This window comes from Pseudoxanthomonas sp., from assembly GCF_002863005.1.
Classification (GTDB): Bacteria; Pseudomonadota; Gammaproteobacteria; order Xanthomonadales; family Xanthomonadaceae; genus Pseudoxanthomonas_A.
In genome coordinates, this window is record NZ_PKDG01000021.1 from 77,860 (window position 1) to 102,517 (window position 24,658).

General features: G+C 68.5%; 30 protein-coding genes and 2 pseudogenes. 10 read left to right on the forward strand and 22 right to left on the reverse strand.

Features of this window, described 5'->3' with window-relative positions; translation table 11 throughout:
* Positions 1–82 precede the first annotated feature (82 nt).
* From CYU89_RS10815 to CYU89_RS10825, 3 genes are all read left to right on the forward strand, one after another.
* Positions 83–1,246: a polyketide cyclase gene (locus tag CYU89_RS10815; RefSeq protein WP_296280900.1), complete on the forward strand. Its 1,164-nt coding sequence runs from the start codon at positions 83–85 to the stop codon at positions 1,244–1,246.
* Between the two features lie 144 nt (positions 1,247–1,390).
* Positions 1,391–1,759, forward strand: coding sequence for a DUF423 domain-containing protein (locus CYU89_RS10820; protein ID WP_296280902.1), 369 nt, complete (start codon positions 1,391–1,393; stop codon positions 1,757–1,759).
* A 4-nt stretch (positions 1,760–1,763) separates the two neighbouring features.
* Positions 1,764–2,438 carry a DNA-3-methyladenine glycosylase gene (locus CYU89_RS10825; protein WP_296280904.1) on the forward strand — a complete coding sequence of 225 codons (675 nt, stop codon included), beginning with the start codon at positions 1,764–1,766 and terminating at the stop codon, positions 2,436–2,438.
* 7 nt (positions 2,439–2,445) lie between these two features.
* Here CYU89_RS10825 and CYU89_RS10830 read toward each other — a convergent pair whose 3' ends face one another.
* Genes CYU89_RS10830 through CYU89_RS10870 form a run of 9 tightly spaced genes read right to left on the reverse strand, consistent with a single transcriptional unit; the run spans position 2,446 to position 7,717 of the window.
* Positions 2,446–3,858: an FAD-binding oxidoreductase gene (locus CYU89_RS10830; protein ID WP_296280907.1), complete on the reverse strand. Its 1,413-nt coding sequence runs from the start codon at positions 3,856–3,858 to the stop codon at positions 2,446–2,448.
* 5 nt (positions 3,859–3,863) lie between these two features.
* Positions 3,864–4,682 carry a M15 family metallopeptidase gene (locus CYU89_RS10835; protein WP_296280908.1) on the reverse strand — a complete coding sequence of 273 codons (819 nt, stop codon included), beginning with the start codon at positions 4,680–4,682 and terminating at the stop codon, positions 3,864–3,866.
* A gap of 9 nt (positions 4,683–4,691) precedes the next feature.
* On the reverse strand, positions 4,692–5,234 hold the full coding sequence (locus tag CYU89_RS10840) for a PH domain-containing protein (protein WP_296280909.1): 543 nt from the start codon (positions 5,232–5,234) through the stop codon (positions 4,692–4,694).
* Positions 5,235–5,246: 12 nt separating this feature from the next.
* On the reverse strand, positions 5,247–6,041 hold the full coding sequence (locus tag CYU89_RS10845) for an alpha/beta hydrolase (RefSeq protein WP_296280910.1): 795 nt from the start codon (positions 6,039–6,041) through the stop codon (positions 5,247–5,249).
* 10 nt (positions 6,042–6,051) lie between these two features.
* A complete protein-coding gene (locus CYU89_RS10850; protein ID WP_296280912.1) occupies positions 6,052–6,231 on the reverse strand; it encodes a DUF4177 domain-containing protein in 180 nt (59 codons plus the stop codon).
* Entirely contained in the window at positions 6,228–6,422 is a 195-nt protein-coding gene (locus tag CYU89_RS10855; RefSeq protein WP_296280914.1) for an Arc family DNA binding domain-containing protein, read from the reverse strand. The genes CYU89_RS10850 and CYU89_RS10855 overlap by 4 nt, the downstream gene beginning before the upstream one ends.
* Entirely contained in the window at positions 6,419–6,694 is a 276-nt protein-coding gene (locus CYU89_RS10860; RefSeq protein ID WP_296280915.1) for a hypothetical protein, read from the reverse strand. Before CYU89_RS10860 ends, CYU89_RS10855 begins: the two co-directional genes overlap by 4 nt.
* 15 nt (positions 6,695–6,709) lie before the next feature.
* Positions 6,710–7,573: an SPFH domain-containing protein gene (locus CYU89_RS10865; protein WP_296280917.1), complete on the reverse strand. Its 864-nt coding sequence runs from the start codon at positions 7,571–7,573 to the stop codon at positions 6,710–6,712.
* 21 nt (positions 7,574–7,594) lie between these two features.
* Positions 7,595–7,717 carry a hypothetical protein gene (locus CYU89_RS10870; RefSeq protein WP_296280918.1) on the reverse strand — a complete coding sequence of 41 codons (123 nt, stop codon included), beginning with the start codon at positions 7,715–7,717 and terminating at the stop codon, positions 7,595–7,597.
* Between the two features lie 126 nt (positions 7,718–7,843).
* On the opposite strand from CYU89_RS10870, the gene purT reads away from it, so the two are divergent.
* Complete coding sequence (gene purT, locus CYU89_RS10875; RefSeq protein WP_296280919.1) at positions 7,844–9,028, forward strand: formate-dependent phosphoribosylglycinamide formyltransferase; 1,185 nt, start codon at positions 7,844–7,846, stop codon at positions 9,026–9,028.
* 10 nt (positions 9,029–9,038) lie between these two features.
* A complete protein-coding gene (locus tag CYU89_RS10880) occupies positions 9,039–9,347 on the forward strand; it encodes a hypothetical protein (protein ID WP_296280921.1) in 309 nt (102 codons plus the stop codon).
* Here CYU89_RS10880 and CYU89_RS10885 read toward each other — a convergent pair.
* The 4 genes from CYU89_RS10885 to CYU89_RS10900 all read right to left on the reverse strand — a co-directional run bounded on the left by CYU89_RS10885 (position 9,337) and on the right by CYU89_RS10900 (position 12,475).
* Entirely contained in the window at positions 9,337–10,536 is a 1,200-nt protein-coding gene (locus CYU89_RS10885; protein WP_296280922.1) for an endonuclease/exonuclease/phosphatase family protein, read from the reverse strand. The genes CYU89_RS10880 and CYU89_RS10885 overlap by 11 nt on opposite strands.
* Positions 10,537–10,631: 95 nt before the next feature.
* Positions 10,632–11,024 carry a hypothetical protein gene (locus CYU89_RS10890; RefSeq protein WP_296280923.1) on the reverse strand — a complete coding sequence of 131 codons (393 nt, stop codon included), beginning with the start codon at positions 11,022–11,024 and terminating at the stop codon, positions 10,632–10,634.
* A gap of 142 nt (positions 11,025–11,166) precedes the next feature.
* Positions 11,167–11,889 carry an arginyltransferase gene (locus CYU89_RS10895; RefSeq protein ID WP_296280925.1) on the reverse strand — a complete coding sequence of 241 codons (723 nt, stop codon included), beginning with the start codon at positions 11,887–11,889 and terminating at the stop codon, positions 11,167–11,169.
* A gap of 1 nt (position 11,890) precedes the next feature.
* Positions 11,891–12,475 (reverse strand): hypothetical protein, encoded by a 585-nt coding sequence (locus CYU89_RS10900; RefSeq protein WP_296280927.1) that lies wholly within the window; start codon positions 12,473–12,475, stop codon positions 11,891–11,893.
* A 144-nt stretch (positions 12,476–12,619) separates the two neighbouring features.
* Between CYU89_RS10900 and CYU89_RS10905 the strand changes: the two are divergent.
* Together CYU89_RS10905 and CYU89_RS18660 are read left to right on the forward strand one after the other, a co-directional pair.
* Positions 12,620–13,129 (forward strand): annotated as a pseudogene (locus CYU89_RS10905) (calcium-binding protein); the annotation flags it as partial.
* A gap of 132 nt (positions 13,130–13,261) precedes the next feature.
* Positions 13,262–13,339, forward strand: a pseudogene (locus CYU89_RS18660) (hypothetical protein); the annotation flags it as partial.
* A 42-nt stretch (positions 13,340–13,381) separates the two neighbouring features.
* Here the strand turns inward: CYU89_RS18660 and CYU89_RS10910 are convergent.
* The 5 genes from CYU89_RS10910 to CYU89_RS10930 form a co-directional block, all read right to left on the reverse strand.
* A complete protein-coding gene (locus CYU89_RS10910) occupies positions 13,382–14,527 on the reverse strand; it encodes a sigma-70 family RNA polymerase sigma factor (RefSeq protein WP_296280930.1) in 1,146 nt (381 codons plus the stop codon).
* A 77-nt stretch (positions 14,528–14,604) separates the two neighbouring features.
* Positions 14,605–15,819, reverse strand: coding sequence for a sigma-70 family RNA polymerase sigma factor (locus CYU89_RS10915; RefSeq protein WP_296280932.1), 1,215 nt, complete (start codon positions 15,817–15,819; stop codon positions 14,605–14,607).
* Positions 15,820–15,886: 67 nt separating this feature from the next.
* Positions 15,887–16,390, reverse strand: a complete 504-nt coding sequence (locus tag CYU89_RS10920; RefSeq protein ID WP_296280933.1) for a DUF2007 domain-containing protein — start codon at positions 16,388–16,390, stop codon at positions 15,887–15,889.
* A 10-nt stretch (positions 16,391–16,400) separates the two neighbouring features.
* Positions 16,401–17,315, reverse strand: a complete 915-nt coding sequence (gene tesB, locus CYU89_RS10925) for an acyl-CoA thioesterase II (protein ID WP_296280935.1) — start codon at positions 17,313–17,315, stop codon at positions 16,401–16,403.
* Positions 17,316–17,372: 57 nt separating this feature from the next.
* Positions 17,373–17,942 carry an N-acetylmuramoyl-L-alanine amidase gene (locus CYU89_RS10930; RefSeq protein WP_296280937.1) on the reverse strand — a complete coding sequence of 190 codons (570 nt, stop codon included), beginning with the start codon at positions 17,940–17,942 and terminating at the stop codon, positions 17,373–17,375.
* An 86-nt stretch (positions 17,943–18,028) separates the two neighbouring features.
* On the opposite strand from CYU89_RS10930, the gene CYU89_RS10935 reads away from it, so the two are divergent.
* From CYU89_RS10935 to rlmKL, 3 genes are read left to right on the forward strand one after another with little or no spacing between them, the layout of a single operon-like run.
* Complete coding sequence (locus CYU89_RS10935) at positions 18,029–18,520, forward strand: MOSC domain-containing protein (RefSeq protein WP_296280940.1); 492 nt, start codon at positions 18,029–18,031, stop codon at positions 18,518–18,520.
* The gene (locus tag CYU89_RS10940) at positions 18,517–19,044 is read left to right on the forward strand and encodes a YqiA/YcfP family alpha/beta fold hydrolase (RefSeq protein WP_296280960.1); all 528 of its coding nucleotides are present in this window, start codon (positions 18,517–18,519) and stop codon (positions 19,042–19,044) included. The genes CYU89_RS10935 and CYU89_RS10940 overlap by 4 nt, the downstream gene beginning before the upstream one ends.
* Positions 19,045–19,060: 16 nt before the next feature.
* Positions 19,061–21,196 (forward strand): bifunctional 23S rRNA (guanine(2069)-N(7))-methyltransferase RlmK/23S rRNA (guanine(2445)-N(2))-methyltransferase RlmL, encoded by a 2,136-nt coding sequence (gene rlmKL / locus CYU89_RS10945; RefSeq protein WP_296280941.1) that lies wholly within the window; start codon positions 19,061–19,063, stop codon positions 21,194–21,196.
* 9 nt (positions 21,197–21,205) lie between these two features.
* Here rlmKL and CYU89_RS10950 read toward each other — a convergent pair whose 3' ends face one another.
* The 4 genes from CYU89_RS10950 to CYU89_RS10965 all read right to left on the reverse strand — a co-directional run.
* Positions 21,206–22,051: a chemotaxis protein CheX gene (locus CYU89_RS10950; protein WP_296280943.1), complete on the reverse strand. Its 846-nt coding sequence runs from the start codon at positions 22,049–22,051 to the stop codon at positions 21,206–21,208.
* Between the two features lie 43 nt (positions 22,052–22,094).
* A complete protein-coding gene (locus tag CYU89_RS10955) occupies positions 22,095–22,463 on the reverse strand; it encodes a response regulator (protein ID WP_296280945.1) in 369 nt (122 codons plus the stop codon).
* 170 nt (positions 22,464–22,633) lie between these two features.
* Positions 22,634–23,419 (reverse strand): hypothetical protein, encoded by a 786-nt coding sequence (locus CYU89_RS10960; protein ID WP_296280947.1) that lies wholly within the window; start codon positions 23,417–23,419, stop codon positions 22,634–22,636.
* A 160-nt stretch (positions 23,420–23,579) separates the two neighbouring features.
* On the reverse strand, positions 23,580–24,658 hold a 1,079-nt coding region (locus CYU89_RS10965), incomplete at its 5' end, for a serine hydrolase (protein ID WP_296280948.1).

Sequence of the window (24,658 nt, forward strand, 5' to 3'; positions counted from 1 at the left end):
GCTGCGCGAAGCCCTGCAACCCTGCTAGGATGCGCGGTGCATTTTTTTCACGGCCGAGGCACCGGCCCCCGGAGACTCCTGAATGACCCGTTTGATCGAGTTCGTGATTGCGTTGGCGCTGGTTCTGGCGCTGTTTCTGGTGATCGGCCTGATCCTGCCTTCCAAGCGCCAGCTGGAGGAAAGCGTCGAGACCAACCGTCGCATGACCATCGTGTTCGACACGCTGAACAACGTGCGCCGACTGAAGGACTGGAACCCGCTGATCCCGAGCGCGGCCAACGAACTGAGCTACTCCGGCGGCGACAACAACACGGGCGTGGGCGCCAAGGTGGAATTCAACTCCGCCGATGCCGCCTGGGGCCAGGGCAGCTGGGAAATCGTCGAGAGCGAGCGCCCGGCGCCGACCGGTGGTCCCGGCAAGATCGCCTACTCGATCGTCGACAAGCGCATGGGCGACGACAAGCGCAGCGTCTTCACGCTGACGCCGAGCGGCAAGAACAACCGCAACGTGAAGGTCACCCAGAGCTATGAGGTCACCTACGGCTTCAACCTGCTCGGCCGCTACGCGGGCATGTACGTCAGCCGCCACGTCGGCGACGCCGTCAAGGCCGGCCTGAGCAAGCTGACCAACATGCTGGCCACCGTGCCGAACTTCGACTACCGCACCGAAGGCAGCCCGCTGACCGACCTGAAGATCGTCGACGTGCCCACCGAAGACCTGCTGGTCGTCAACGCCGGCAACATCGACCGCACCAACGACGCCATCAAGGCCTCGATCAAGCAGAACCAGGAGTGGATCAAGCGCGTGATGGACGCCAACGGCCTGGTCGCCGCCGGTCCGCTGCGCATCATCACCACCGATTTCGGCACCGAGAAGTACGCCTTCGACATCGCGCAGCCGGTCCGCAAGGGCAGCGCCGCGCCGAAGCCGGATGCAGCCGAGAACGCCGGCCCGATCGCGCCGCCGGTGTCCGCCGCGCCGGTCGCTTCGACGGGTGAGCTGAAGGTCACCATTCCGTCCGGTGCCCCGGTCGAATACGTCCGCACCGAAGCCCGCAAGTCGGCCTTCGCCAGCTACACCGGTTACATGGCGGAGCTGGACAACCAGCGCAACGCACTGCGTGCCTGGGCGGTCACCTCGGGTCACGAAGTCGTCGACCGTCCGTACGAGGCATGGAAGTCGGGTGTCGACGGCTCGTTCGAGGCCACCGGCAAGTTCGACATCTACTGGGCCGTCAAGCAGTAAATCTTCCCGGACGACCGTCCCGGATGATCGGTTCCACGCCAACGCGCCGCTTCATGCGGCGCGTTGCGTTTGTGGGGCCGGCGTTCCGCGACTGGCCGTCCTCCGCTGGCAGGATGCCCATCCGACTCCGGGACCCGTGAGCCGATGAACTACGATCGCCGCCAACGCAAACCTTCGTTCCTGGCCCTGTGCGGAGGGCTGCTCGCGGCGATGGCCGTGGGCTTGTCGGCCTATGCGTCGCACGGGATGGCCGCTGCGCAGGCGCAGTCCCACGCACAGACCGCCGCACTGTTCGCATTCGGCCACGGCCTTGCCCTGGCGGCGCTGGGCCCCAGCACGACACGGCGCATGGGCAAGGCGGCGCTCTGCCTGCTGTTGCTGGGCACACTGCTGTTCGCGGGCAGCTTGGCCGCAGGCGCACTCGGTGGCGTGTCCACGCGTCTGGCGCCGGCGGGGGGCATTGCCCTGATGCTCGGCTGGGTGATCTGGGCAGTCGACGCCGTCCGTCGCTGACGCCATGCCCCGGCACGCGCGCGGTTTCGATACGGAACAGGCCTGGGACCATCTGGCCCGGCGCGACCGGCGGCTGGGAACCTGGATGAAGCGCATCGGGTACATCGCGCCGCAGCCGACGTGGAAGACCTCGTTCGATCCGGTGGATGCGCTCGCGCGCGCCATCCTGTACCAGCAGCTCAGCGGCAAGGCCGCCGCCACGATCGTGGGTCGGGTCGAGGCGGCCATCGGCAGCACACGCCTGCACCACGACACCTTGGGCAGCATCGACGACGCCGCACTGCGCGCCTGCGGCGTGTCCGGCAACAAGACGCTGGCGCTGCGCGACCTGGCCTTGCGCGAACAGCGGGGCGAGATCCCCACGTTGCGGCAGATGTCGACGATGCACGAGGACGAGATCGTCGCGGCATTGGTGCCCGTGCGCGGCATCGGGCGCTGGACCGTGGAGATGATGCTGATGTTCCGCCTGGGTCGCCCCGATGTATTGCCGATCGACGACCTGGGCGTGCGCAAGGGCGCGCAGTTCGTCGACAGGCTGGATGCCATGCCGACGCCCAAGAAACTGTTGGAGCGGGGCGAGAAGTGGGGGCCCTACCGGACCTACGCCGCGCAGTACCTGTGGCGCATCGCGGATTTCGGTAGCGACACCAACGTGCCGACGAAACGTTCGCAGGACTGATGCCGCCTCACGGCCCGGGCAGATAGCGGTCCCAGAGCAGATTGCGGAACCGGTTGCCCGGATCGACCTGGTGCTTGATCGCGGCGAAGCGGCCCGCCTGCGGATACGCCCGCGCGAACTGACGGCGGGTGGCGTGCAGGCGGTAGGGCAGGTAATAGCGGCCGCCATGGTCCAGCGCGGCGTCGATCAGCGCCCGCGTCCAGCCGATGGCGCGCGCGTCCTGCCACGAGCGCTGCTTGTGGTACAGCACGAAACAGAACATGTCGCGGTCCGCCCAGCGCATCAGCGAGGTGGCATCCGTCGTCGCGTGGCGGATCGAGATGTTGAGGACCTCCGCGTCCGCGCCCCCGAGGATGGCGCGCATGCGCGCAACGAACGCGTGGAATGCCTGCACAGGGACGAAATACTCCTGCAGCAGGTAGGTGGAGACGCGACGCGTGCGCGGTTCGATCGAGGCGACATCCAGGCTGGCCTCGCAGTTGCGCATGATCACCCGAGGTTCGCTCTGCAGGCGGCGCGTCATGAAGCGTTCGCGCAGCGCGTCCCCGCCGGGCAGTTCGGTGGCCGACCAGATCAGGTTCTGCTCGCGGCTGTAATCCAGTCCCTCGGGCACCAGGCGGCGCGTGTCGGTCAACGGCAGATCGCTGCGCGACCAGGTGATGGCCAACGGTGCATCGAAGCCGGGGGGCACCAGATCGGCGTTGTGCATGACGACATCGTCCTGGCCCAGCACGTTCGCCCGGAACCAGTCCGGATAGTCGTCCAGCGGCACTGCGGCGACGCTGCGTGCGATGCGGGTGTTGCGCGCCAGGTCCAACTCCACTTCGGTGATCACGCCGAGGCCGCCGTAGCCTCCCAGCACGGCGGAGAACAGGTCGGGCTCGCGTTCGCGGGACAGTTCGCGCGTGCGTCCCTCCGCGGTGACGAGTTGCAGCGCACGCACCGTGGTGGCGATGGCGCTTTCGCCGATGTATCGTCCATGGCAGTTCACCGAGACCGAGCCGCCCACGCTGAAATTGCTGTAGCTCTGCATGACTTTCACGGACAGGTCGTGCGGGTCGAGCAGCGCCTGCAGGCGACGCCAGCGCATGCCGGCCTGCACGCGCGCGACGCGCGCTTCCGGGTCCAGCGCCAGCAGGCGATCCATGCCGGCCAGGTCGACCTGCAGCGCATCGGGTTCGCGTGTCTGGCCGCCCATGCTGAAGCGCGCGCCAGCGATGCAGACCGTGCCGCGCCAAGCACGCAAGGCCGCCGCAACGCCGGCGGTCGTCGTCGGCCGCACCACGCCGGCGATGCGCGTGGTGTCCAGCGCAGCGATATCGCTGGCCGACTCCGCGGATTCGGCCGGTCCGCCGCAGCCGGGCAGGCAGCCGACCGTACCCGCGGCCAGTGCACAGCCCAACGCGTCGCGGCGACGCATGCCGCTCAGCACCCTGGCCGGTGACACCAATGCCACGGCTCGTACACGATGCCGTGCGGATTGTCGCGCGGGTAACTCATGCCGAAGCCGAAATCGCCCGCATGCCGGGTGAGCCAAGCGAAGGCCGCGGTCCGTTCGAAGGACGACTCGGCCGGGGGTTCGCCGGGCGTGCCGATGTCGAGTGCGTGGCCACTGTGGTGTTCGCTGTAGCCGGGCGCGGCATTGACGGTGAGGATCTGCTCGACGGTCAGTCCGCGCGCCCGCTTCCGGTCGAAGATGCCGAGTTGGTAGTCGTGGCTGCGGTAACCGGAGATCGCGTCCAGCATCAGGCCGTCATGGTAGGCGGCGCGCTGCATGGCCAGCCAGGCGCGCGCCGTGGCTGCCGACAGCCACAGGGGGCGGCGATAACGGTCGCGCCCGGCGAACACCAGCGCGGCCGGTTCGGGGACCAACGGCAGGCCGCTGCGCTCGCCGTAGGAGTCGTCCAGCCCCACGTCGTGCAGCCGTTGCTGCAACGCATGCAGGGGCAGCGAGCCTTGTGCGTCCGCATCGATGCCGCGCGTAGCCTGCTCGAGCCGGTCGAGGGCATCCCACGCCTCGTCGAGGCCGGGCTCGCGGAACAGGCGCGGAACGAGCGGGCGCACTGCCCGTGTCGATACAGCCGCCAGGTAGCGGCCATCCCGCTTCCGGCGCAATACGGTATGTGCGCCCGCGAGCGAGCGCGCGTCGGCGTTGCCGCGCACGTGCAGCACATCTGCAGGCCAAAGTTCGATCTGCGCCGTATTGAGCAGCAGCGTTTTCAGGGGGCGCGTGGGGCGTCGCATGGCCGCAGCTTAGCGACGCGGCGAAGGCGCCGCCAGTTCGCGCAGCGTCGCCAGCAGGTCGCCGGGGCGTGCGGGGCTCACGAGCACCAGACCGCCATCGCGCAAGGGCAGGGTGAGCACGCGCGTGCGATCGGTCACCAGGCAGAACGCCTTGCCGAGGTTGCGCAGGCGGAAGTGGCCGGCCTTGAGGCCCGGCAGGCTGAAGCCGTTGGTCTTCAGCATCGGGGCCAGATCCGTGTGTTCCTCCAGGCTCAGCACGCGCGCCCTGTCCAGGTCGATGGATTCGACCGGTAGCGTCTTCGTGTAGAACGTGGCCTCCACCCGCAGCGTGCGGTGGTCGAGCACGATCCGCCTGCGACGCATCGCAAGCGCGAGCATGGCGCCTACCGCCAGCACGAACGGCACCGTCAGCCATGCGACAAGCGGCGGCGCAGGGGATTCCAGCAGCAGGGCGGCGACGGTCAGGCCGAGGGCGCCCAGCATCGGCAGCCACAGCCACAGGGCGACGTGGCCGGGCAGGGGAGCGATCTCGTAGTCGTGCTTCTGTTGCATGGCATCACCGGGTCAAGGAGGGACGGACTGGCAGGAGGTCCGGGCGGCGACGGCCTTGAGCAGGCCGTTCACTTCTCCGGCGAGCCGCTGTTGCTGGGCGTCGCGCGGAATGCGGGCGATACGATCGCCGGGCTGGAAGCCGTAGTCGCCGAACTGCGAATGATTGGCGCCGGGGATGTCGACCCATCGCGTGTGCGCAGGCAGCAGGTGGCGGTTGCGGGCTACGCGGTCGGGCGTCGCCAGGCCGTCGCGGTCGCCGACCACTTTGACGGCGGGCATGGTCAACATGGACAGGTCGACGTCGCGCGGATGCGACGTCGCGACCAGCAGCAGGGCCGCCGTGCCCAGAGGGTCGGCGAGTGCGTGGCGGGATGCCACTTCCCCGCCGCGCGAGTGGCCGCCCACGATCCAGCAACGCACGCCCGGCAATGCGGCCATCGCAGCCTGGCCGCGCGCGAGCACCGGCGAGCCCTCCGCGCCGCCGAACGCGCCGCGTCGCGGAAGCTCGGCGATCACCGCCGGGTAACCGGCCTCCGCGGTGCGATGGGCGAGCCTGGCATACGCGCGCGGGTCCACCAGTGCGCCCGCATAGAACAGCAGCCCCGTGGCGTGCAGCGGCGGCTGCCGTGGCATGAACACCCAGCGCCCCTCACGGTGCTCGACCGCGACGCGTGCATCCCCGCGTGCCGCGCGACGGCCTTCCGCATTGGCGTAGTAGGCGATCAGGCACCACGTGGTGAAGACTACGGTCGCGATGAGCCCCAACGTGACCCAGATGCGCTTGATGCGTCTCGCGAGGCCGGCCACCGGGCGGGCCTCAGGCCGGCTTCTTGAAAAACAGGCGGACCGAGATTTCGTGCTCGATGAAGAGCGTGCTGACCAGTTCCCAGCCCTGCACGCTCATCTTGTCCAGTTCCTGCTGCATGCGGTCGGTAAGCTTGCCGGCGAACATCTTGAACGGAACTTCGACGACCTTGTGGCTCCAGCGATGATTCATGGCGAGTCCTTCTTGTTTGTCGGGGCGTCGCCCTTTTGCAGGCGCCCGGCCTTGCGCAGTGCGTCGCGCAATACGTATTCGATCTGGGCGTTGAGCGATCGCAGTTCATCGTCCGCCCAGCGCTGTGCCGCCGCCAGGACCTCGGCATTGATGCGCAGCGGGTAGGCTTTCTTGTCCTGCTTCTCGCTCACGGTTGCTTCCTGTTGCGGCGCAGCTGCAGCACCATCGACACGATCAGCGCGTTCACCAGCACCACCATCGCGATCACGATGCCCTGCGCCAGCCTGTCGTCCCCACCGGCCCAGTAGATGCCGACGGCGCCGGCCTGGATGACCAGCCCCACCAGCACCCAGTGCAGCGCCATGCCGCGCGACCGGTCGTCGACGGCCCGGCTCATCCATGCGCCGATGAGCAGTGCGGGCAGGCCGGAAACGGCGAGCACCAGCGGAACGAAGGCGTGCATGCCGGCGCGCCCGCGTCAGTAGATCGAACCGGTGTTGACGATGGGCTGGGTGCCACGCTCGCCGCACAGCACCACCAGCAGGTTGCTGACCATCTGCGCCTTGCGCTCTTCGTCCAGTTTGACGACATCGTTCTTCTGCAGTTCCGCCAGGGCCATTTCCACCATGCCCACGGCACCGGCGACGATGCGCGTGCGCGCGGCGATCACGGCATTGGCCTGCTGGCGCTGCAGCATGGCCTGCGCGATTTCGGGGGCATACGCCAGGTGGCTGATGCGCGCTTCGATCACGTCCACGCCCGCCTTGCCGAGGCGCTCGGCGATCTGCTCCTGCAGATGCTGAGAGATCTCCTGCGGATGGCTGCGGAGCGCGATCTGGCCTTCCTCGTGCTGGTCGTAGGGGTAGCTGGAGGCCATCGCGCGCAGTGCCGATTCGGACTGGATGTGCACGAAGCTTTCGTAATCGTCCACGTTGAACACGGCCTCGGCCGAGTCGACGACCTGCCACACGATTACCGCCGCGATCTCGATCGGGCTGCCGTCCAGCTCGTTGACCTTCAGCCGGCTGCTCTCGAAGTTGCGGATGCGCAGCGAGATCTTGCGCTTGCTGAAGAAGGGGTTGTTCCAGCGCAGGCCGTTGTCCTTCACCGTGCCCACGTACTTGCCGAACAGGCTGAGCACGGCCGACTGGTTGGGTTCCAGCTTGTAGAGGCCCGCCATCAGGAAGATGACCACGGCACCCAGCAGCGCGGCGGCGACCAGGTGACTGGGCTGCTTCAGCGCCGCCCCCTGGATGAAGACGGCGGCGGCACCGAGACCCAGCACCAGCAGGCCGAGCAGGGTCGGGATTCCGGGCAGCGACGACTTGGCGTTCTCTCTCATGGTCTCGTTCTCAAGGAAGGGTCACAGCAATGACAGGCCGCTGCCGAGCGCGAGCAGGGCAACGGAGGCAAGCAGCAGGGCGGGGACGATCCGGTGCGCCTGCTGCGGCCAGCGGCGCTGGAGCTGCTGGATCACGTGGAGCATGGCGTTTCCCCTGAGTAGCCTGCGACGATTAAAAGATATCAATTTGATATCAGATGTCAACAGGTCGACGGCGCCGTCTGTCGGCCGCCCCGCTAAACTGGCGGCCCCTGTCGCGGACGCACACGCATGACCACCCTAGGAACGCCGCTGTCTCCCCATGCCACCCGTGTCCTGCTGCTGGGTTCGGGCGAACTGGGCAAGGAGGTGGCCCTCGAGTTGCAGCGGCTGGGCGTGGAAGTGATCGCGGCCGACCGTTACGCGGATGCGCCGGCGATGCAGGTCGCGCACCGCGCGCACGTGCTCGACATGCTCGATCCGGCCGCGATCCGCGCGCTGATCGCACGGGAGCAGCCGCACCTGGTGGTGCCGGAAATCGAGGCGATCCATACCGAAACGCTGGTGGCGCTGGAAGCCGAAGGCGCCGCCCGTGTCATTCCGACGGCACGCGCGGCACGGCTGACGATGGACCGCGAAGGCATCCGCCGGCTCGCCGCCGAAACCCTGGGCCTGCCGACATCGCCATACCGCTTCGTCGATACGCAGGACGAATACCGCCAGGCCGTGCGCGAGATCGGCCTGCCGTGCGTGGTGAAGCCGGTGATGTCTTCCTCAGGAAAGGGCCAGAGCACGTTGCGCAGCGAAGCCGACATCGACACTGCGTGGGACTATGCGCAAACCGGCGGGCGCGCGGGCGCGGGCCGCTGCATTGTCGAAGGCTTCATCGACTTCGAGTACGAAATCACCTTGCTGACCGTGCGCCATGCAGGCGGTACCTCGTACTGCGAACCGATCGGCCACTGGCAGAAGGATGGCGACTACCGCGAGAGCTGGCAGCCACAGCCGATGTCGCCACGTGCGCTGGAGCGCGCACAGCGGATCGCCAGGGCGGTAACCGACGATCTCGGGGGCTGGGGCCTGTTCGGCGTGGAGCTTTTCGTGAAAGGTGACGAGGTGTGGTTCAGCGAAGTCTCGCCGCGCCCGCACGACACCGGCCTGGTGACGCTGGTGTCGCAGGAACTGTCCGAATTCGCGCTGCACGCGCGCGCCATCCTCGGCCTGCCGATCCCGGTGATCCGCCAGAGCGGCCCGTCCGCATCGTGCGCGATGCTGGCGCACGGCCACGGCGTGCCGGTATTCGGCAACGTGGAGGACGCGCTGGCCGTGCCCGACACCGCTCTGCGCCTGTTCGGCAAACCGCGCGTGGAAGGCCATCGCCGTGTCGGCGTGACGCTCGCGCGTGGCGACGACACGGACACCGCGCGCGCGGTCGCGCGCGATGCCGCCGCTGCCATCACCATTGACCTGGCCTGAGGAAAACACCTTGAACGGAAACACCGGCTACGCCGTCTTCTTCTTCCCTCAGGCGCTGGAAGCCCTGGGCGAGGCCATCAAGCCTTATCTCACCGCCCATGCGGAGGGTCCGCATCTGTTCTGCAAGGAGATCGATACCGGCGGCGCCTTCACCGAGATGACGCTGGTCGGCAAGGATGCCGAAGGCCACGAGATGCAGGTGGAGCTGATGGTGCCCGGCAGCATGATCCGGATGATCGTCTCCGCACAGAACGAATCGTTGTTCGGTTTCGGCCCGCGCGCCGCGGCCGTGGTGCCGCCATCCGCGCCTACAGCGTAAGGTCCACCCACACCAGGTGATGGTCGCTGCCATCGGCGATGGCAGCGCCGGGCTGGCCCGGTTTCGGCCAGAACACGCCACTGCCCACCACGCCGAAGCCCGTGGACGGCAGCACATAGTCCAGTCGCAAGGCGCCGTTGCGGCGTCCGAAATCCCCGGTCACGTGCGCGGGTGCGCCGCGGCGCTGCAGGCCCTTGGCGGCGTAGGCGAGTGCGGTCTGTTCGCCGCCTTCGCTGCGTGGCGTGGCCATGCGCATCACGCGCGAGTGTTCGAGCAGTTCGATGATCGCGTCGTGCTGGCCGTCGCCGTCCGCAGGATCGTTGTTGAGATCGCCCGCGATGACGAAACGCGCATCGGATGCCAGGCCACCGCAGCGGCCCTGGTCGTCGCAGAGCCAATGCGCATCGTGCTGCGTGAGGTATTCGCGCCACAACCGGATTTCATCGGCGTTGCGCATGCCATTCCGATTCTCCGGTCCGTCGAACACCGGCGGCGTGGGATGGGAGACCAGGAAATGCACCACGCCACCCGGGGTGGATACCGGCACATCCCAGTGCGATTTGGACGACAGGCGAAGTTGCTTCCAGATGGCATCCGAATAGAACGGCGCGCGCGTGGCAGGGTCGACGGGACTGGCCGCACCCGGCAGCGTGCTCCAGCGCAGCAACTGGAAGGTGCGCACCTGCGTGGCATCGATCGGGAAACGCGACAGCACCAGCATGCCGTACTGGCCGGGGTGCAGGCCGTAACCCCACGCATCGTTGCCGCGTTCGCGACCCTGCGTGCCGACCGCACCGTTGCGATCCAGGTCCAGCCCGCTGGGAACGCCGGTATTCACCGGCGCGAGATAGCGATACGGATACCGCAGCGGTTCACCGCCCCCTGGCTGGGCGATCTCGAGATAGCGCTGCTGGAACAGGTCCGCGGCACGATGCGCATCGTCGTAGTCGAATTCGTTCAGCAGTACCAGGTCCGGCCGCACGTGCTGCAGGACGGCGGCGATCTTGCGCGCATGCGCGCTGTCGCCCTCCAGTTGCCGGATCACGCCACCGGCATCGTCCGAAAACAGCGATGTGTTGTAGGTCGCCACGCGCAGTGGCACCGCCTGCCGGCTGGAGGGTTCGGCCGGCTTGGTGGGGGAATGGCACGCGGCAAGCGTCATCGTGAGCAGCAGTAGGAGAGTGCGCATCCGGAGATTCTGTCATGCCGGCATGACAGGCGTAAAAAAAGCGCCCCGGAAACCGGGGCGCCACGGGTCGGCGAGGAGGTCGGCCCGCCGCAGCGTCAGAACGAGCAGCCCATCGCCGCGTAGGCGGTCTTGGCCTGGTCCATCGCGGTCTTGCACTGGGCAGCCAGCGCCGTCTTGTCGGTGACGGCGGACCAGCCGGCCTTCGACTGCTCGATGCCCTGCTTCATCATCTCGCGCTGCGCTTCCGGCACCTTGTCGCTGATGCAGGCGTAGACCTTTTCGAGGTACTGGTCGCATTCGGCGACGCCGGTGCCGGCGTCGACCGTGTCGGCCGGCGTCGCGGTTGCGGTTGCATCGGTGGGGGCGTCGGCGACGGCCGGCGCTTCGACGGCGGGCGCGTCGGCGACCGGAGTGGCTTCGTCGGCCGGTTTGCAGGCCGAGAGGGCCAGCGTGGTCAATGCCGCAAGGGCGAGCAGGTTGAACTTCATGAAAGCTCCGATCGTGTGAGTGGATGTGCGTGGTCCGGCGCCGATCCGCATGCGCGTCGGCCGGCACATTCTGATTACCCGGTCACGAAGTTGCTATTCACATTTACCTGCAACGTTTCATCGCGTGCGATCGTGCGTCGACTCACAGATCCGCGCGCACCCAGTGACGTCCATCGAAGCGCTCGAGCGGTGCAAAGCGTCGTTTGTAGTCCATCTTCCGATGGCCATCGATCCAGTAGCCAAGATAGAGGTGCGCGTACCCGTCGCGTCGCGCCCATTCGATCTGACGCAGGATCGCCAGGGTTCCCAGGCTGCGGGCTTCCAGTGCCGGATCGTAGAAGGTGTAGACGGCGGAGAGTGCGCCTGGAATGACGTCGGTGACCGCGACCGCCAGCAGGTGGCCATCCTCGCGCAGCTCCACGAAGCGCCCGCGCGACCAGCTGCCCACCAGGAACTGGTCGAACTCCGTGGCGCCATGGTCGTCCATGCCGCCAAGCGGGTGGCGCACGGCGAGATAGCGCTGATAGAGCGCGAGGTGTTCGTCGTCGCGCAGGGCGGCGACGATCCGTGTTTCCACGCGGGCATTGCGCGATGCGCAGCGGCGCTGGCTGCGATCGGGCCGGAAGTCGGCGACCGGGATGCGGACGGCGACACAGGCGCGGCATTGCCGGCAATGCGGGCGATACACGATGTCGCCGGAACGGCGGAAGCCCCAACCCAGCGCATCCGGATACAACTGCGGCAGGCGGGGGTCGCGCGGGTCAAGGACCAGGTCGCGGGCGACGCGCTCGGGCCAGTAGCCGCATGGATGTTCGCCGGTATGGAACAGGCGCAGGTCGCCGATCGATTGCGTGTTCTCGCCCATGTCAGCCCGTCCAGCGTGATGCCAGCGGCCAGAACGCCAGGCCTGCCGCTGCGCCGGTGACGGCGCCTGCGACCAGGTCGCGGCGCGTATGCCGCTCAAGTGCAAGCCGCGACCACGCCACGGCCGCGGCGAACGACAGCGCGACGAACATCCAGGCGGTGCCCAGTTCACGCAGCAGGCACGCAGCGAACACGATGAAGGCCAGATGCAGCGACAGCTTGCACCAGCGTGCCGTCAGCATCGCGGTGAGGATCATCGCAGCGGACAGCGCCAGGCCCAGCGCCAGCAACGGCTGCCCGCCACGCCACGCGACCAGCAAGGCGCCTGCGGTCAGGGCGACCAGCAGGAAGCGATTCAGCGCCCTACGTTCATGCGTCGCACTGGCGTCCACGTGACTCCAGCGGCCACGCCGCACCTGCCACCACGAATAACCCATCACCAGCGCGGCGAACGTGGCGAACGCCATCCCCGATGCCACGGCGGTGCGTGCGTCGCCCCGTGCCAGCACGATCAGCAGCACCGCCACCGGCAGCACCAGCATGGGGTGGCCGAAGATCGACAGCGCGCGCGCGAAGGTCAGGGACATGGGGCCAGCATACTGCGCACATCGCGTCGCGTGGATCGCGACCATCCGCTGCCTGAACGCGTCCGTCAGCGCGTCAACCGACCCCGCCTGGGGACGTTTCCCGTGTCAGTGGCGCACACGGCGCCGCGCCTTCAGGAGAACACGATGAACCGCAAGACCCTGCTTTTCGTGGCCGTGCTGGCCGCCCTCGGTGCCGGTTCCGCACTGGCCGCCACGCAGGCCGGAGACGCACAGAAGCCGGCGCGGGCCAGCCTCGACAAGAACAACGACGGCGCCATCGACAAGGCCGAAGCGGCCGCCCGCCCGCGCCTGGCCGACCGCTTCGCCGAGCTGGACAAGAACGGCGACGGCATGCTCAGTGCCGACGAGCGCCCGCAGCACAAGGGCATGCGGGGTCACGGGCGCCACGGTGGCCCGCGCCACGGCGCGGGCTTCGGCAAGCTCGATACCGATGGCGATGGCCGCATCAGCAAGGCCGAGGCCGCGGCGCAGCCGCGCTTTGCCGAACGCTTCGACACCATGGATGCCAACAAGGACGGCGTGATCGACCGCACCGATCGCGAACTGCGCGGCAAGCAGCGTCGCGACGCGTGGTTCGCCAAGGCTGATGCGGACAAGGATGGCAAGCTGACCCGTGCGGAGATCGACCAGGCCGATGTCGCGCGCCGTGCCGAGTTCCAGCAGCGCCTGCAGGCGCGCATGGACGAACGCTTCGCGGCGTCGGATGCGAACAAGGACGGCCGCCTGTCGCGTGACGAAGTGAAGGACAGCCGCCTGGCCGGACGCTTCGATGCGCTCGACACCAACAAGGATGGTGTCCTGTCGAAGGACGAACTGGCGGCGGGCAAGCCCGTCCGTCGCTGAGGACGGTCACGTGCACCCGGTTGCCCGGGTGCACGTGCGGCCTCAAAGCTGCAGGCGGCCCGACATCAGCAGCCCGGCGAGCAGGCCGGCCGTCGCCAGCGTGAAGCCCAGCACGCAGCCCCATACGCGCCAAGTACGCTGGCGCTGCATGCGGCGACGTTCGCCTTCGGGATCGAGCAACAGGTCCCGCGCGTGGCGGCGCTGCAGGATGCGGGGGAACCAGCGGCCCGAGGTCCACCCGATCACGGCCATGTACGCCAGCGTCAGCGCCATGTGCGGCATCCAGCCGGGCACCCGGGCCAGGGCCGTGATGCCGATGACGAACACCAGGATCGCGACGGTGTTGACGGCGCCATAGCGCAGGAGATCATCGCGCTCGCGTGCGTCGAGCGGATCCCGCAGGTACTTGCGGATACCGAACCACACCGCACCGATGCCCACCAGGGTGCCGAACGCAGTCGCGCCCAATCCACCTCCCAGCAACTTGAGCAGGCCCTTGCCGGCGACCGCGCCGCCGGTGCCCAGCACGACCGCGCCTGCCGACGGCGGCGCCGAGATCGCGAGCATGCCGAGCACTCCGCTGGCGAACGCGGCCGATGGCGCCGACGTACGCGCGAATTCGCCGAAGCGCGTGATCAGTTCTTCGCGCACGTACTGGCGTGCACGCGACAGGCGCTTGCGCGCGGCGGCGTCGGTGATGCCCAGCAAGGACGCGACGTGGTGCGAGCGCTGCCCTTCGCGGTAGTAGAGCAGCAGCACTTCGCGACTGTCCTCGGGCAGGGCGGCGATGACCTCGCGCGCGGCCTGTTCCTGCTCGGTCTGCAGCAGCGTCTCGGCCGGCGTGGGCGCGGTGTCGGCGGCCAGCGTCAGTGCAATCTCGGCGGTTTCGCCGGTCATCGGGCGGCGTCGCTGCGCGCGCAGGTGGTCACGGGCCAGGTTGCGGGTGATCTCGCGCAGCCAGGGCAGGAAACTGTCGGGGTTCTTCAGGGTCGCCAGCTGGCGCCAGCCTTTCAGGAAGGCCTCCTGCGCGATGTCCTCGCTGGCCTGTACGTCGCGGGTGATCGCCAGGGCGATGCCGGTCACCGCGTTCTGGCACAGCGCGACCACGCGGCCGTAGGCGGCCTGGTCTCCGCGCGCGGCTGCGGGCAGGGTTTCCCGCAGGGAGAGTTCTATCGTCAGGGCATCCATCGGGGTTCCATGTGGCCGGGTAGTGCAGGCACGACGACCGGCGACAGGAAGTGTGATCCAACCACGCGCGCTTGGCGCTAGAGCGTCAGCCGACCGCTGGCATCCAGGGCGTAGAGCACCGCAGCGACGGCCAGCACGCTGGTGAGCGCCACTGCTTTCCGGCCGATCACGTAGTCGTAGCCCCGCCGGCGCGAGGCATTCGCGGGGTGCGACAGGATCGGGTCCATGATCCGGGGCAGCGTGACCAGGTACTGGTAGTTGATCACGCACATGCCGGCCAGCATGACCAGCGCGATCGCCACCCAGCCGGTCGCCAGCACCGTCGCCACCATCAGGCAGAACAGCCAGGCCGAGCCGGACGTGGTATTGAGCACCATGAAGCGGCGTACCTGCAGCCGTTCCTGCGCCGTCTGGCAGAACCGCGCGAGGTACCACCAGGTGAAGGCATAGCCGATCAGGCCGCCGACCATGCCGCCCATCGCGCCGGCGAGTGCCGCAGGATGCTGGGTGATCTGCTCGACGATCACGCCCAGCGAGCCACCGGCGACGCCGCCGGTCACTCCGCCCGTCGTCAGCCCGCTGGTCCCGAGCTTGCCCGCCAAGCCGCCTCCGAGCACGCCGGAACCGATGACCGTCGCCGCGCTCGCGGCGGGCATCGCGCCGACCAGCCCGCCCAGCACGATCATGGTGAAGGCCGCGCCGGGTGCCGTGGAGCGGGCGAACTCGCCGAAGCGTTGCAGCAACTCGTCGCGTACGAGCGCGCGTGCCCGCGACAGGCGCTTGCGCACGGCCGCATCGCTCAGGCCCAGCAGTTCCGCGACCTGCTGCGAACTCTGCCCCTCGCGGTAGAACAGCAGCAGCGCCTCGCGGCTGTCCTCCGGGAGCGAGGAGATGATGTCGGTGGCGACGATTTCCTCTTCCGTCTGCAGCAGGCGCTCGGCGGGAGTGGGGTCCGGGTCGGCGGCCATGCCGATGGCGATCTCGGCCACTTCGCCCGACATGGGACGGCCATGCTGTGCGCGCAGCCAGTCGCGGGCGAGGTTGCGGGTGATCTGGCGCAGCCAGGGCAGGAAGCTGGCGCTGTTCTTCAACCGGTCGAGCTGCTGCCAGGCCTTCAGGAACGCTTCCTGCGCAATATCCTCGCTGGCCTGCACGTCGCGGGTGATCGCCAGCGCGATCGCGGTGACGGTGTTCTGGCAGGCGTGGACGATGCGGCCGTAGGCCTCCTGGCTGCCGCGCGCGGCGGCGGGCAGTTCGGCCTGCAGCATCAGGTCCAGGGCGAGGGTATTCATGGCGTCAGGATCATCGGGTGGGCTGATGACCCTGACGGGCCGGGAAGACGGATGTGACCGTCTGCGGTCAGCCGCCGGTGGCGGGCTGGATGCGGATGCGGTCTTCCTCGGGCGCCTCGTCCGCGGGGGCAGGCGTCGCGGGTTGTTCCTGCGGGACCGGGACGGGCGCTGCGGGCGGCGGCGCCGGGCGCCGCATCCACATGACGACGGCGGCCAGGGCAATCAGGGCCAGCAGGATCAGGCGGATGCGCCAGGCCCAGGAGCGCTGCGGCGTGGCCGCGGGTTCCTGGTCGCTGCGGAACGTCAGCGTGGTCGCATAGCCAGGGCGCGTGGTTTCCATCAGGCCGGCCTCGCGCAGCAGTTCGCGCGCGCGCGGCTGGTCTTCGGCGTGGCGCACCCACACGGCGGGCTGCAGCTGCGCCTTCACCGGTTCGGTGTAGCTGAACTGCCCGCCGCGCTTGCTGTGGTACGAGCGGCCGTTGCTGATGAAGACCGGAACGCCCGCATCGCTCAAGAGCTTGGCCACGCCTTCGACGGTTTCGATGCGCTGGCTGGAAAAGACTTGCCGCATGGGTATGCCCTCAGTCCTTCGCCGGGACAGCCGAGGCCGCTTCGGCGTCCGGCACCACGCGGATCAGGCCTTCCTGCGCGGTGCTGGCGACCAGGCGGCCCTGGCGATCGAAGATCTGCCCGCGCGCCAGTCCGCGCGAGCCGCTCGCGCTGGGGCTGTCGATCGAATAGAGCAGCCAGTCGTCGGCACGGAACGGGCGGTGGAACCAAAGCGCGTGGTCCAGCGACGCCATCTGCACGTTCGGCTGGTAGTAGCTGATGCCGTGCGGGTAGGTGGCCGTGCCGAGCAACTGGAAATCCGAGGCATAGGCGAGCAGGGCGCGGTGCAGTTCGGGCGAATCGCCGACCGGCTCGCTCAACCGAAACCACACCTGCTGGAACGGCGGCCGCTTGGGCGGATTCAACTCGTCGCGTGGGTACACGTGGCGGAATTCGAACGGGCCGCGTCGCGACAGCCAGCGCTGCACCTTCGGCGGCAGCGTGGCCATGACCTCCGCAGGCACCGGCGGCGCGGGCGGAATGTCTTCCGGCCGCGGCACTTCAGGCATCGACAGCTGGTGCTCGGCGCCTTCTTCCTCGGCCTGGAACGACGCCGCGCAGAAGAAGATCACGCGGCCGTGCTGGATCGCCGTGACGCGGCGCACCGAGAAGCTGCCGCCGTCGCGCGTGCGGTCCACTTCGTAGACGATCGGCGCTTCGATGTTGCCTGCACGAAGGAAGTAGGCGTGCAGCGAATGCGCGCGGCGCTCTTCCTCGCCACCACCCACCGTGGCCTGTGCAGCCGACAGCGCCTGGCCGAGCACTTGGCCGCCGAACACGTACTTGGTGCCGATATCGCGGCTCTGGCCGCGGAACAGGTTGTCTTCCAGCCGCTCCAGCGACAGCAGTTCGATCAGCTCGGAGACGACGGGTTCAGGTGCGGGCACGGCAGGGCCTGGAGTCTTGGCGAACGGCGATTATACCGGCCGTCCGTGCGCGGCCCGTCAGGGCAGCAGCCGCTCCAGCGGGGTCGTGCGCAGCACCGCGTCCCACGGGAACAGCGGGCCCGGGTCCATCTTCCGCGGCACCAGGACGCCCGGATCGTCGCTGGCGGGCTCGCGCGTGGTGTCGAGGTCCTCGTGGCCGGCGATGTAGCGCAGCGCGGGCAGCGCCTGCCGCAGGTGCGCCAGCAGCGCCGACAGGGCCTCGATCTGCGCCTCGGCGTAAGGCTCTTCCATCGACTGGCGGCCCACGGCGAGCCAATCGGGGTAACGGCCGGTGTTCACCAGCTCGATCCCGATCGAACGCGGGTTGTAGCCACGCACGTGGTGGGCGACGTGTTGCGGGCGCACGTAGACGTGCACGGTGCCGTCGCGATCGATGTAGTAGTGGCCGCTGTTGCCGGTGCCGGAGGCATGCAGGATGCGCTCGCCGTACTCGCGCGCCATCGCCATGTCCGGCAGCTCGGTGCAGTGGATGACGACCAGGTCGATCTGTTCCAGCGGCCGGATGTCCAGCTTGGCTTCGTAGGGCAACAGGTCGATGACGGGGGTGAAGGGCAGGTCCGTGCGCATGCTGGGATGCTAGCAGGCAAGGCGGGGAACGGGCTGGACACGGGCCGCTCCGGTAAACTGGCGGCCTTTCCCGTCGCGGGTTTCCCATGCCGCTCAATCCCGAATCCCCGTTGGCCAAGCTCATGGCCACCCTGCCGCGCGCCGGCAAGGTGGACTGGATCGGCCTGCGCCCGGCCCGCGACGAGGTGATGGTCGCCACCGACGCCGTCGAAGCCGTCACCGGCGGTGGCCTGGTCGGCGACCGCTACAAGGGCGGCAGCGGCAAGCGCGGCATCACCCTGATCCAGGCCGAGCACCTGCCGGTGATCGCGGCGCTGGCACAGCGAGCGGACTTGCAGCCGTCGCTGCTGCGGCGGAACGTGGTGGTGTCCGGCATTCCGCTGGTCGCACTGAAACAGCGCCGGTTCCGCATCGGCACGGCGATCTTCGAAGGGACCGAGGATTGCGACCCGTGCTCGCGGATGGAAGACGCGCTGGGCCCCGGCGGCTACAACGCGATGCGTGGCCATGGCGGCCTGTGCGCGCGGATCGTCGAAGGTGGTTCGTTCCGCATCGGCGATCCAGTGGAAGCGCTCTGATGCGCGGCCACTGCATCCTGTCGCACGGGTTCGAAAGCGGTCCGGACGCCACCAAGGTCACCGCGCTCGCCGACATGGCCGAACGCCTGGGCTGGACCCACGAACGCCCCGACTACACCGACCTCGACGCACGCCGCGATGTCAGTTCGCTCGGCGACGTGGTCGCGCGGCTGGAACGCCTGCGCTCCCTCGCGCACGCCGCCGCGTCGCGTGGGCCGGTGGTGCTGGCCGGTTCCAGCCTGGGCGCCTACATCGCCGGCCGCATCTCGCTGGAGGTGCCGGTGCGAGGCCTTTTCCTGATGGCGCCGCCGATCACCATGGGGCCATTGCCGCAACTGGACGCCGCACCGGTGCCTGTCTCGGTCATCCATGGCTGGGATGACGAGCTGATCCCCGCGCAGGCCGTGACCGACTGGGCGCATGCGCGCCGCGCGCGCCTGCTGCTGGTCAACGACGGGCATCGCCTGTCCGACCATGTCGCCGCTTCGGCGGATGCATTCGGGCAATTGCTCGCCGCTCTCTGACGTATCGAGGTTTCCTTTGAAGTTCTTCGTCTCCTGCGCCAAGGGCCTGGAATATCTGCTCGCCGACGAACTGCTAGCGCTCGGCGTGCGCCAGGCCACCGCCACCATCGCTGGCGTGAATGCCGACGGCGAGCCCGTGGACGCGCAGCGTGCCGTGCTGTGGTCGCGGCTGGCCAGTCGCGTGCTGTGGCCGATCGATGAGTTCGAATGCCTGAACGAACAGGCGCTGTACGACGGCGTGATGGCGATCGCGTGGGAAACGCACACGCGCCCCGAACTGACGCTGGCGGTGGATGCGCACGTGTCCGGCGAGGCGATCACCCATGCGCGCTATGCCGCGCAGCGCGTGAAGGATGCCGTGGTCGACCGCCTGCGCCAGCAGGGCCTGGAGCGGCCGTCGGTAGATGTGGAACAGCCGGACCTGCGCATCAACCTTTCGCTGCGCAGGAACCGCGCGACGATATCGATCGACCTGGGCGGCGGCCCGATGCATCGCCGCGGCTGGCGCCAGGCGCAGAACGAGGCGCCGTTGAAGGAGAACCTCGCAGCGGCCGTGCTGATGCGCGGTGGCTGGCCGGCGCTGTACCACGAGGGCGGCGCGCTGCTCGACCCGATGTGCGGCAGCGGCACGCTGCTGATCGAAGGCGCGCTGATGGCGGCCGATGTCGCGCCCGGCCTGCAGCGCCACGGCCCGGCGCTGCCCACGCGCTGGCTCGGCTTCAACGTGGATACGTGGCGCACGCTGTTCGCCGACGCCGTGCAGCGCGAAACGGAAGGCCGCAAGGCGCTGAAGCCGGTGTTCTTCGGCAGCGACGTCGACCTGGGCGCGATCCGCGCCGCGCGTGACAACGCGGTGCTCGCCGGTCTGGCGGGCCAGTTGCAGTTCGAGACACGCGATGTCGCCCAGTTGTCCGCGCGCGAGGAGCCACGTGGGCTTGTCGTCTGCAATCCCCCCTACGACGAACGGCTCGCCGCCGATGCCGACCTGTACCGCGCGCTCGGCGATGCGCTGCAGCGTGCCGTGCCGCAATGGCGCGCCAGCCTGCTGTGCGGCAACGCCGATCTCGGTTACGCCACCGGTTTGCGCGCGGCCAAGAAGTATCAACTGTTCAACGGCGCCATCGAGTGCGCGCTGATCGTCTGCGATCCGGTCGCCACGCCCGCCCGCGAACCGCGCGAGGCCAGGCCGCTGTCGGACGGTGCGCAGATGGTCGCCAACCGCCTGCGCAAGAACCTCAAGAAGTCCAAGGCCTGGCGCACGCGCGAGGGCATCACCTGCTACCGCGCCTACGATGCGGACCTGCCCGAATACGCGGCGGCCATCGACGTCTACGTGGAAGAGGGCGGACAGGCTCGCACGTTCCTGCACGTGCAGGAATACGCCGCGCCGGCCGCCATTCCCGAGCACGATGTGCGTCGCCGTTTCAGCGAACTGCTGGCCGCCACCCGCGAGGTCTTCGGCGTGCCGCAGGAACAGATCGCGGTGAAGGCGCGCGAGCGCGGCAAGGGTGGGTCGAAGTACGGACGCATGCAGCAGCGCGACGAATTCATCGTCGTGCGCGAGTCGGGCGCGTTGCTGCGGGCCAACCTGTTCGACTACCTCGACACCGGCCTCTTCCTCGATCATCGGCCGCTGCGGCGACGGATGGCGCAGGAAGCGCGCGGCAAGCGGTTCCTCAATCTGTTCTGCTACACCGGCGTGGCCAGCGTGCAGGCTGCGGTCGCGGGTGCGTCGAGCACGACCAGCGTGGACCTGTCGGCGACCTACCTGCAGTGGTGTGCGGACAACCTCGCCGAGAACGGCCTGGGCGGCGCGAAGCATCGCCTCGTGCAGGCCGACGCCGTGCGCTGGCTGGAGGCCGAGCAGGCCGAGTACGACCTGGTCTTCTGCGATCCGCCGACGTTCTCCAACTCCGCGCGCGCCGACGACTTCGACGTGCAGAAGGAGCACGTGCGGCTGTTGCGCGCCGCGGTTGCACGGCTGGCGCCGGGCGGGGTGCTGTACTTCAGCAACAACTTCCGCCGGTTCAAGCTGGACGAGAACGCGGTGGCGGAATTCGCGCGCTGCGAGGACATCAGCGCCAGCACGATCCCGCCGGACTTCGAACGCAACGCCCGCATCCACCGCGCGTGGCGGTTGACGCGGGCGTAACGCCGGGCGTCAGCCGACGATCAGGACGAAGTCGCCGCGCTGCGAGGCCATCGACAGCGCCAGTGTGCTGTGGCGGGAGGCCAGGTCGGCGGCGGTGAGCGCGGTGCTCGGTGGATGGGCGCGGTAGCTGGCGTCGTCGGACAGCGTGTCGCGCACCACGTAGCCCATCAGCACGTTGACCAGTTCGCCCAGCGCATCCACGGCCAGTTCGTCGTCGCACTGCGCGGGCGGGATCGACAGCAGCGAGCACGCCATCGCCTGCATCGTGGCGCGGGAGCAGCCGACGCCCACCAGCAGGGATTCCGCGCCGGCTTCGATCCGCACGTGCGCGGTCACGTCGCAGGCCTCGAGCGCGCTGTCGTCTGCGATCCCGGAGGCTTGGCACTGGCTGCCCATCAGGCGCGGAAACAGGCGGTTGCTGACGCGGATCGCGCTGGTGGCGGCGTCGGCGAGCGCATGCCCGGCGATGCCGAGGGCCAGCGCATGGTTGGCTTCGTCCAGATCGCGGCGGTGCGCGACCAGTTCGGCTTCCAGCTGTTCGGCGGTCAGGGCGCCCTGTTCTACCAGGATCTGACCGAACAGCTTGCGGCCCTTCTTCTGCGCCGCCAGCAGCACGTCGAGCTGGCCCGCATCCAGCAGGCCCATTTCCAGCGCGATGTCGCCGAACCGGCGATCCTCGGCCCGCTGGCGGTCGTTGATGCGGCGTGCCTGGGCCGCGTCCAGCATCTGGTGATGCACGGCGAGCTCGCCGAGCAGGGGATTGGAGGCGCGCTGCGCGTCCAGCGCGGCCAGCAATTGCGCCGAGGTGATCGCGCCGCGTTCCAGCAGGAACTGGCCGAGGAATTTAGCTGCCATGGTCTGGTCTCGTACGGAAGTTGAAGGAGGACGTGCGCGGCGGTCAGGCGACCGCTTCGTGCAACACGCGATCCATCACTTCCGGATCGATGGGCTTCTGCAGGTACGACTTGGCGCCCAACTTCAGGCACTCCTCGATATCACCCTGTCCGCCGAGCGAACTCAGGATCACCACGCGGGCCTGCGCGTCGAGCGACAGTATCCTGCCGAGCGCCTGTTTGCCATCGCATTCCGGCATCACCAGGTCCAGCAGGACGACATCGGGTCTGAGAGCCTGGTACTGGCTGACGGCTTCGTGGCCGTTGCCGGCTTCGCCGACCACTTCGAAGCCGCAGTCTTCCAGCTGGCGGGCAGCCAGCATGCGCAGTGCGCGCGAATCGTCGCAAAGCAAGACGGTAGGACGTGACGCCATGGTGATGGATCCCCCTGTTGGATCGTGGAGGCCCCGCGTCGTGTTCGGCGCGGGGCGACATGTAGGCACTATCGGCCCGTACGGGGAGATCTTGAGGCGGGAGGCGGAGCGAGACGGAATCGCGCTGCGGACGGCCGGGGGAGAGGCGGTCCGTCCGCAGCGCGCCGCGATCAGAAGTCGATGCGGGCGGCGAGGGAGACCGGCACGGAGACGCGCTTGCCCGTGTCGTTGATGGAGCCAAGGCCGAGCCCGCCGATGGCGCTGTCGTCGCCTTCGAGGTCGGCGACATAGCGCACGCCCGCCTGTGCGGTGATGCTGAACTTCTCGCTGACCGGAATCAGCACGCCCACGTCGACGCCTGCGCTGGCGGCCCACTTCTTCTCGGTGAAGGGGGCATTGGCGATGGTGATGCCCGCATCGGGAATCTCGAACGTGGCGCTGATGTCGTCGGTCTGGGTAGCGCCGAGACGGCCGGCGATGAAGGGACGGGTGTAACCCGGTTCCATGAAGTAGTGGCGGTAACCGGCTTCGAGGGTCAGGGCCTTGTAGTCGCTGAAGGTGCCGTAGACGGGCAGTGTGGTGTTCAGGGCCGGCACGAACGCACCGCCGACCTGCACCGTACCCGGATCGGTCTCGACGCGACGGACCTGCCCGAAGACCTCCGCGTTCTGGTTCAGGCCGTAGGAGAATTCCAGGCCATAGCCCATCGCGTTGTCGTAGATCTCCTCATGGGAACGCGGCTGGATGCGCAGTTCCGCGCTGACGCCGGCGAGGGCGGGGTTCAGCGGGCCCAGATCCGGAACGGGCGCGATGGCGCCGTCGTGCACGTCGCCGCTGATGGGCGTATCGATGCCACCGAAAACGGACATCGACCACTTGCCCTGTTCGGGACCAGCGGCATAAGCGGGCGCGGAGAGCACGAGCGACACGGCCAGTACGGAAAGCGACTTCTTCATCGGGGAACTCCTCCAGGGGAAAGGCCGACACCTTGCGTGTCGGATGCCTGCACTACGCAGGCGGGCCCCCACTGGATGCGTTGCGACGCACGCAACGTAAGTGCGCTTTTGTTCACGCCGCGTCGACATCCGATGCGATGCAGGTGATTTCACGCAGCCTTCACTGCGTGGCGTTCAACGGTTCAACGACGCGTGTCGGCGGTGTGGGCACTCCACGTGCGAGCGCTTCCTCGATCGACGTGAAGGCAGAGTGTGCGCCAGCCGGCGACGCACCCACGTCCGTGGCAAAATAGACCACACCGGTGCCCGCCTGATGGTCGAGCCACAAGCCCGAGCGCAGGCCATAGGCATCGCCGGAATGACCGACGCGCGCGACGCGGTCGCCGAACGGATCATCGCCGCAGCCTTGCACCGGCGTCGCCAGGGTCTGCACGGCGAGGCCGTACCGGCAGAAGAAGGCCTTGTTCTGCCCTCCGCCGGTGTCTTCTTCATGCGTCACGCCATTGCCGCCGTCGAACGTCCATTGCGGAGCGACCATCGTGTCGACGCTGGCGGATGACAGCAGGCGTATGCCATCGACTTCTCCACCGTCGAGCAACAGGCGGCCGATCTTCGCCAGTCCATTCGCCGAAATGCGCAGGCCGCCCTGCGGCGAGAACAGCGCACCGTTCTCGCCGGCCTTCCAGCGGGCGAGGTCGCAATCGGCGCCGTCCTCGACGACCACGGCGCAGGCCGGCTTGCCCGTGCGGTTCTCGTCGCGCACCGGTGTGCGGTCGCGATACAGCACCACGGCGCGCGTCGCCGTCGCGGCATCGCAGCTCTCCCAGTTGAAGCAGGCATCCAGCTTCAGCGGTTCCAGCACCAGCCGCTGCATCAGCCGGTCGAAGCGCTCGCCGGTGACGTTCTCCATCGCCATCGCCACCAGCGGGAAATTGAGGTTGGTATAGCGGAAGTGCGTGCCGGGTGCGTGTGCGTCGTCCCAGGCCTTGGGGTCGTCGAGGATGTCCTTCAGCGGTTGCCCCAGCGGTGTGGCGTAGTAGCCGGCGGCATCGGTCAGGCTGGAGCGGTGCGACAGCAGCAGGCGCAGCGTGATCGGCGTGGCGGGGAAGCGCGGGTGGCGCAGCGTCCAGCCCAGGTAGGTCGAGACGTCGGCATCGAGATCGAGCTTGCCGGCCTCTACCAGCCGCATCACGCCGATCGTGGTCACCAGCTTGGAGATGGAGGCGACACGCACGGGGT

Coding starts and splice junctions, on each gene's coding strand:
- CYU89_RS10815 (WP_296280900.1), top strand. CDS start 83: ATGACCCGTTTGATCGAGTTCGTGATTGCGTTGGCGCTGGTTCTGGCG.
- CYU89_RS10820 (WP_296280902.1), top strand. CDS start 1,391: ATGAACTACGATCGCCGCCAACGCAAACCTTCGTTCCTGGCCCTGTGC.
- CYU89_RS10825 (WP_296280904.1), top strand. CDS start 1,764: ATGCCCCGGCACGCGCGCGGTTTCGATACGGAACAGGCCTGGGACCAT.
- CYU89_RS10830 (WP_296280907.1), bottom strand. CDS start 3,858: ATGCGTCGCCGCGACGCGTTGGGCTGTGCACTGGCCGCGGGTACGGTC.
- CYU89_RS10835 (WP_296280908.1), bottom strand. CDS start 4,682: ATGCGACGCCCCACGCGCCCCCTGAAAACGCTGCTGCTCAATACGGCG.
- CYU89_RS10840 (WP_296280909.1), bottom strand. CDS start 5,234: ATGCAACAGAAGCACGACTACGAGATCGCTCCCCTGCCCGGCCACGTC.
- CYU89_RS10850 (WP_296280912.1), bottom strand. CDS start 6,231: ATGAATCATCGCTGGAGCCACAAGGTCGTCGAAGTTCCGTTCAAGATG.
- CYU89_RS10860 (WP_296280915.1), bottom strand. CDS start 6,694: ATGCACGCCTTCGTTCCGCTGGTGCTCGCCGTTTCCGGCCTGCCCGCA.
- CYU89_RS10865 (WP_296280917.1), bottom strand. CDS start 7,573: ATGAGAGAGAACGCCAAGTCGTCGCTGCCCGGAATCCCGACCCTGCTC.
- CYU89_RS10870 (WP_296280918.1), bottom strand. CDS start 7,717: ATGCTCCACGTGATCCAGCAGCTCCAGCGCCGCTGGCCGCAGCAGGCG.
- purT (WP_296280919.1), top strand. CDS start 7,844: ATGACCACCCTAGGAACGCCGCTGTCTCCCCATGCCACCCGTGTCCTG.
- CYU89_RS10885 (WP_296280922.1), bottom strand. CDS start 10,536: ATGCGCACTCTCCTACTGCTGCTCACGATGACGCTTGCCGCGTGCCAT.
- CYU89_RS10890 (WP_296280923.1), bottom strand. CDS start 11,024: ATGAAGTTCAACCTGCTCGCCCTTGCGGCATTGACCACGCTGGCCCTC.
- CYU89_RS10895 (WP_296280925.1), bottom strand. CDS start 11,889: ATGGGCGAGAACACGCAATCGATCGGCGACCTGCGCCTGTTCCATACC.
- CYU89_RS10900 (WP_296280927.1), bottom strand. CDS start 12,475: ATGTCCCTGACCTTCGCGCGCGCGCTGTCGATCTTCGGCCACCCCATG.
- CYU89_RS10910 (WP_296280930.1), bottom strand. CDS start 14,527: ATGGATGCCCTGACGATAGAACTCTCCCTGCGGGAAACCCTGCCCGCA.
- CYU89_RS10915 (WP_296280932.1), bottom strand. CDS start 15,819: ATGAATACCCTCGCCCTGGACCTGATGCTGCAGGCCGAACTGCCCGCC.
- CYU89_RS10920 (WP_296280933.1), bottom strand. CDS start 16,390: ATGCGGCAAGTCTTTTCCAGCCAGCGCATCGAAACCGTCGAAGGCGTG.
- CYU89_RS10930 (WP_296280937.1), bottom strand. CDS start 17,942: ATGCGCACGGACCTGCCCTTCACCCCCGTCATCGACCTGTTGCCCTAC.
- CYU89_RS10935 (WP_296280940.1), top strand. CDS start 18,029: ATGCCGCTCAATCCCGAATCCCCGTTGGCCAAGCTCATGGCCACCCTG.
- CYU89_RS10950 (WP_296280943.1), bottom strand. CDS start 22,051: ATGGCAGCTAAATTCCTCGGCCAGTTCCTGCTGGAACGCGGCGCGATC.
- CYU89_RS10955 (WP_296280945.1), bottom strand. CDS start 22,463: ATGGCGTCACGTCCTACCGTCTTGCTTTGCGACGATTCGCGCGCACTG.
- CYU89_RS10960 (WP_296280947.1), bottom strand. CDS start 23,419: ATGAAGAAGTCGCTTTCCGTACTGGCCGTGTCGCTCGTGCTCTCCGCG.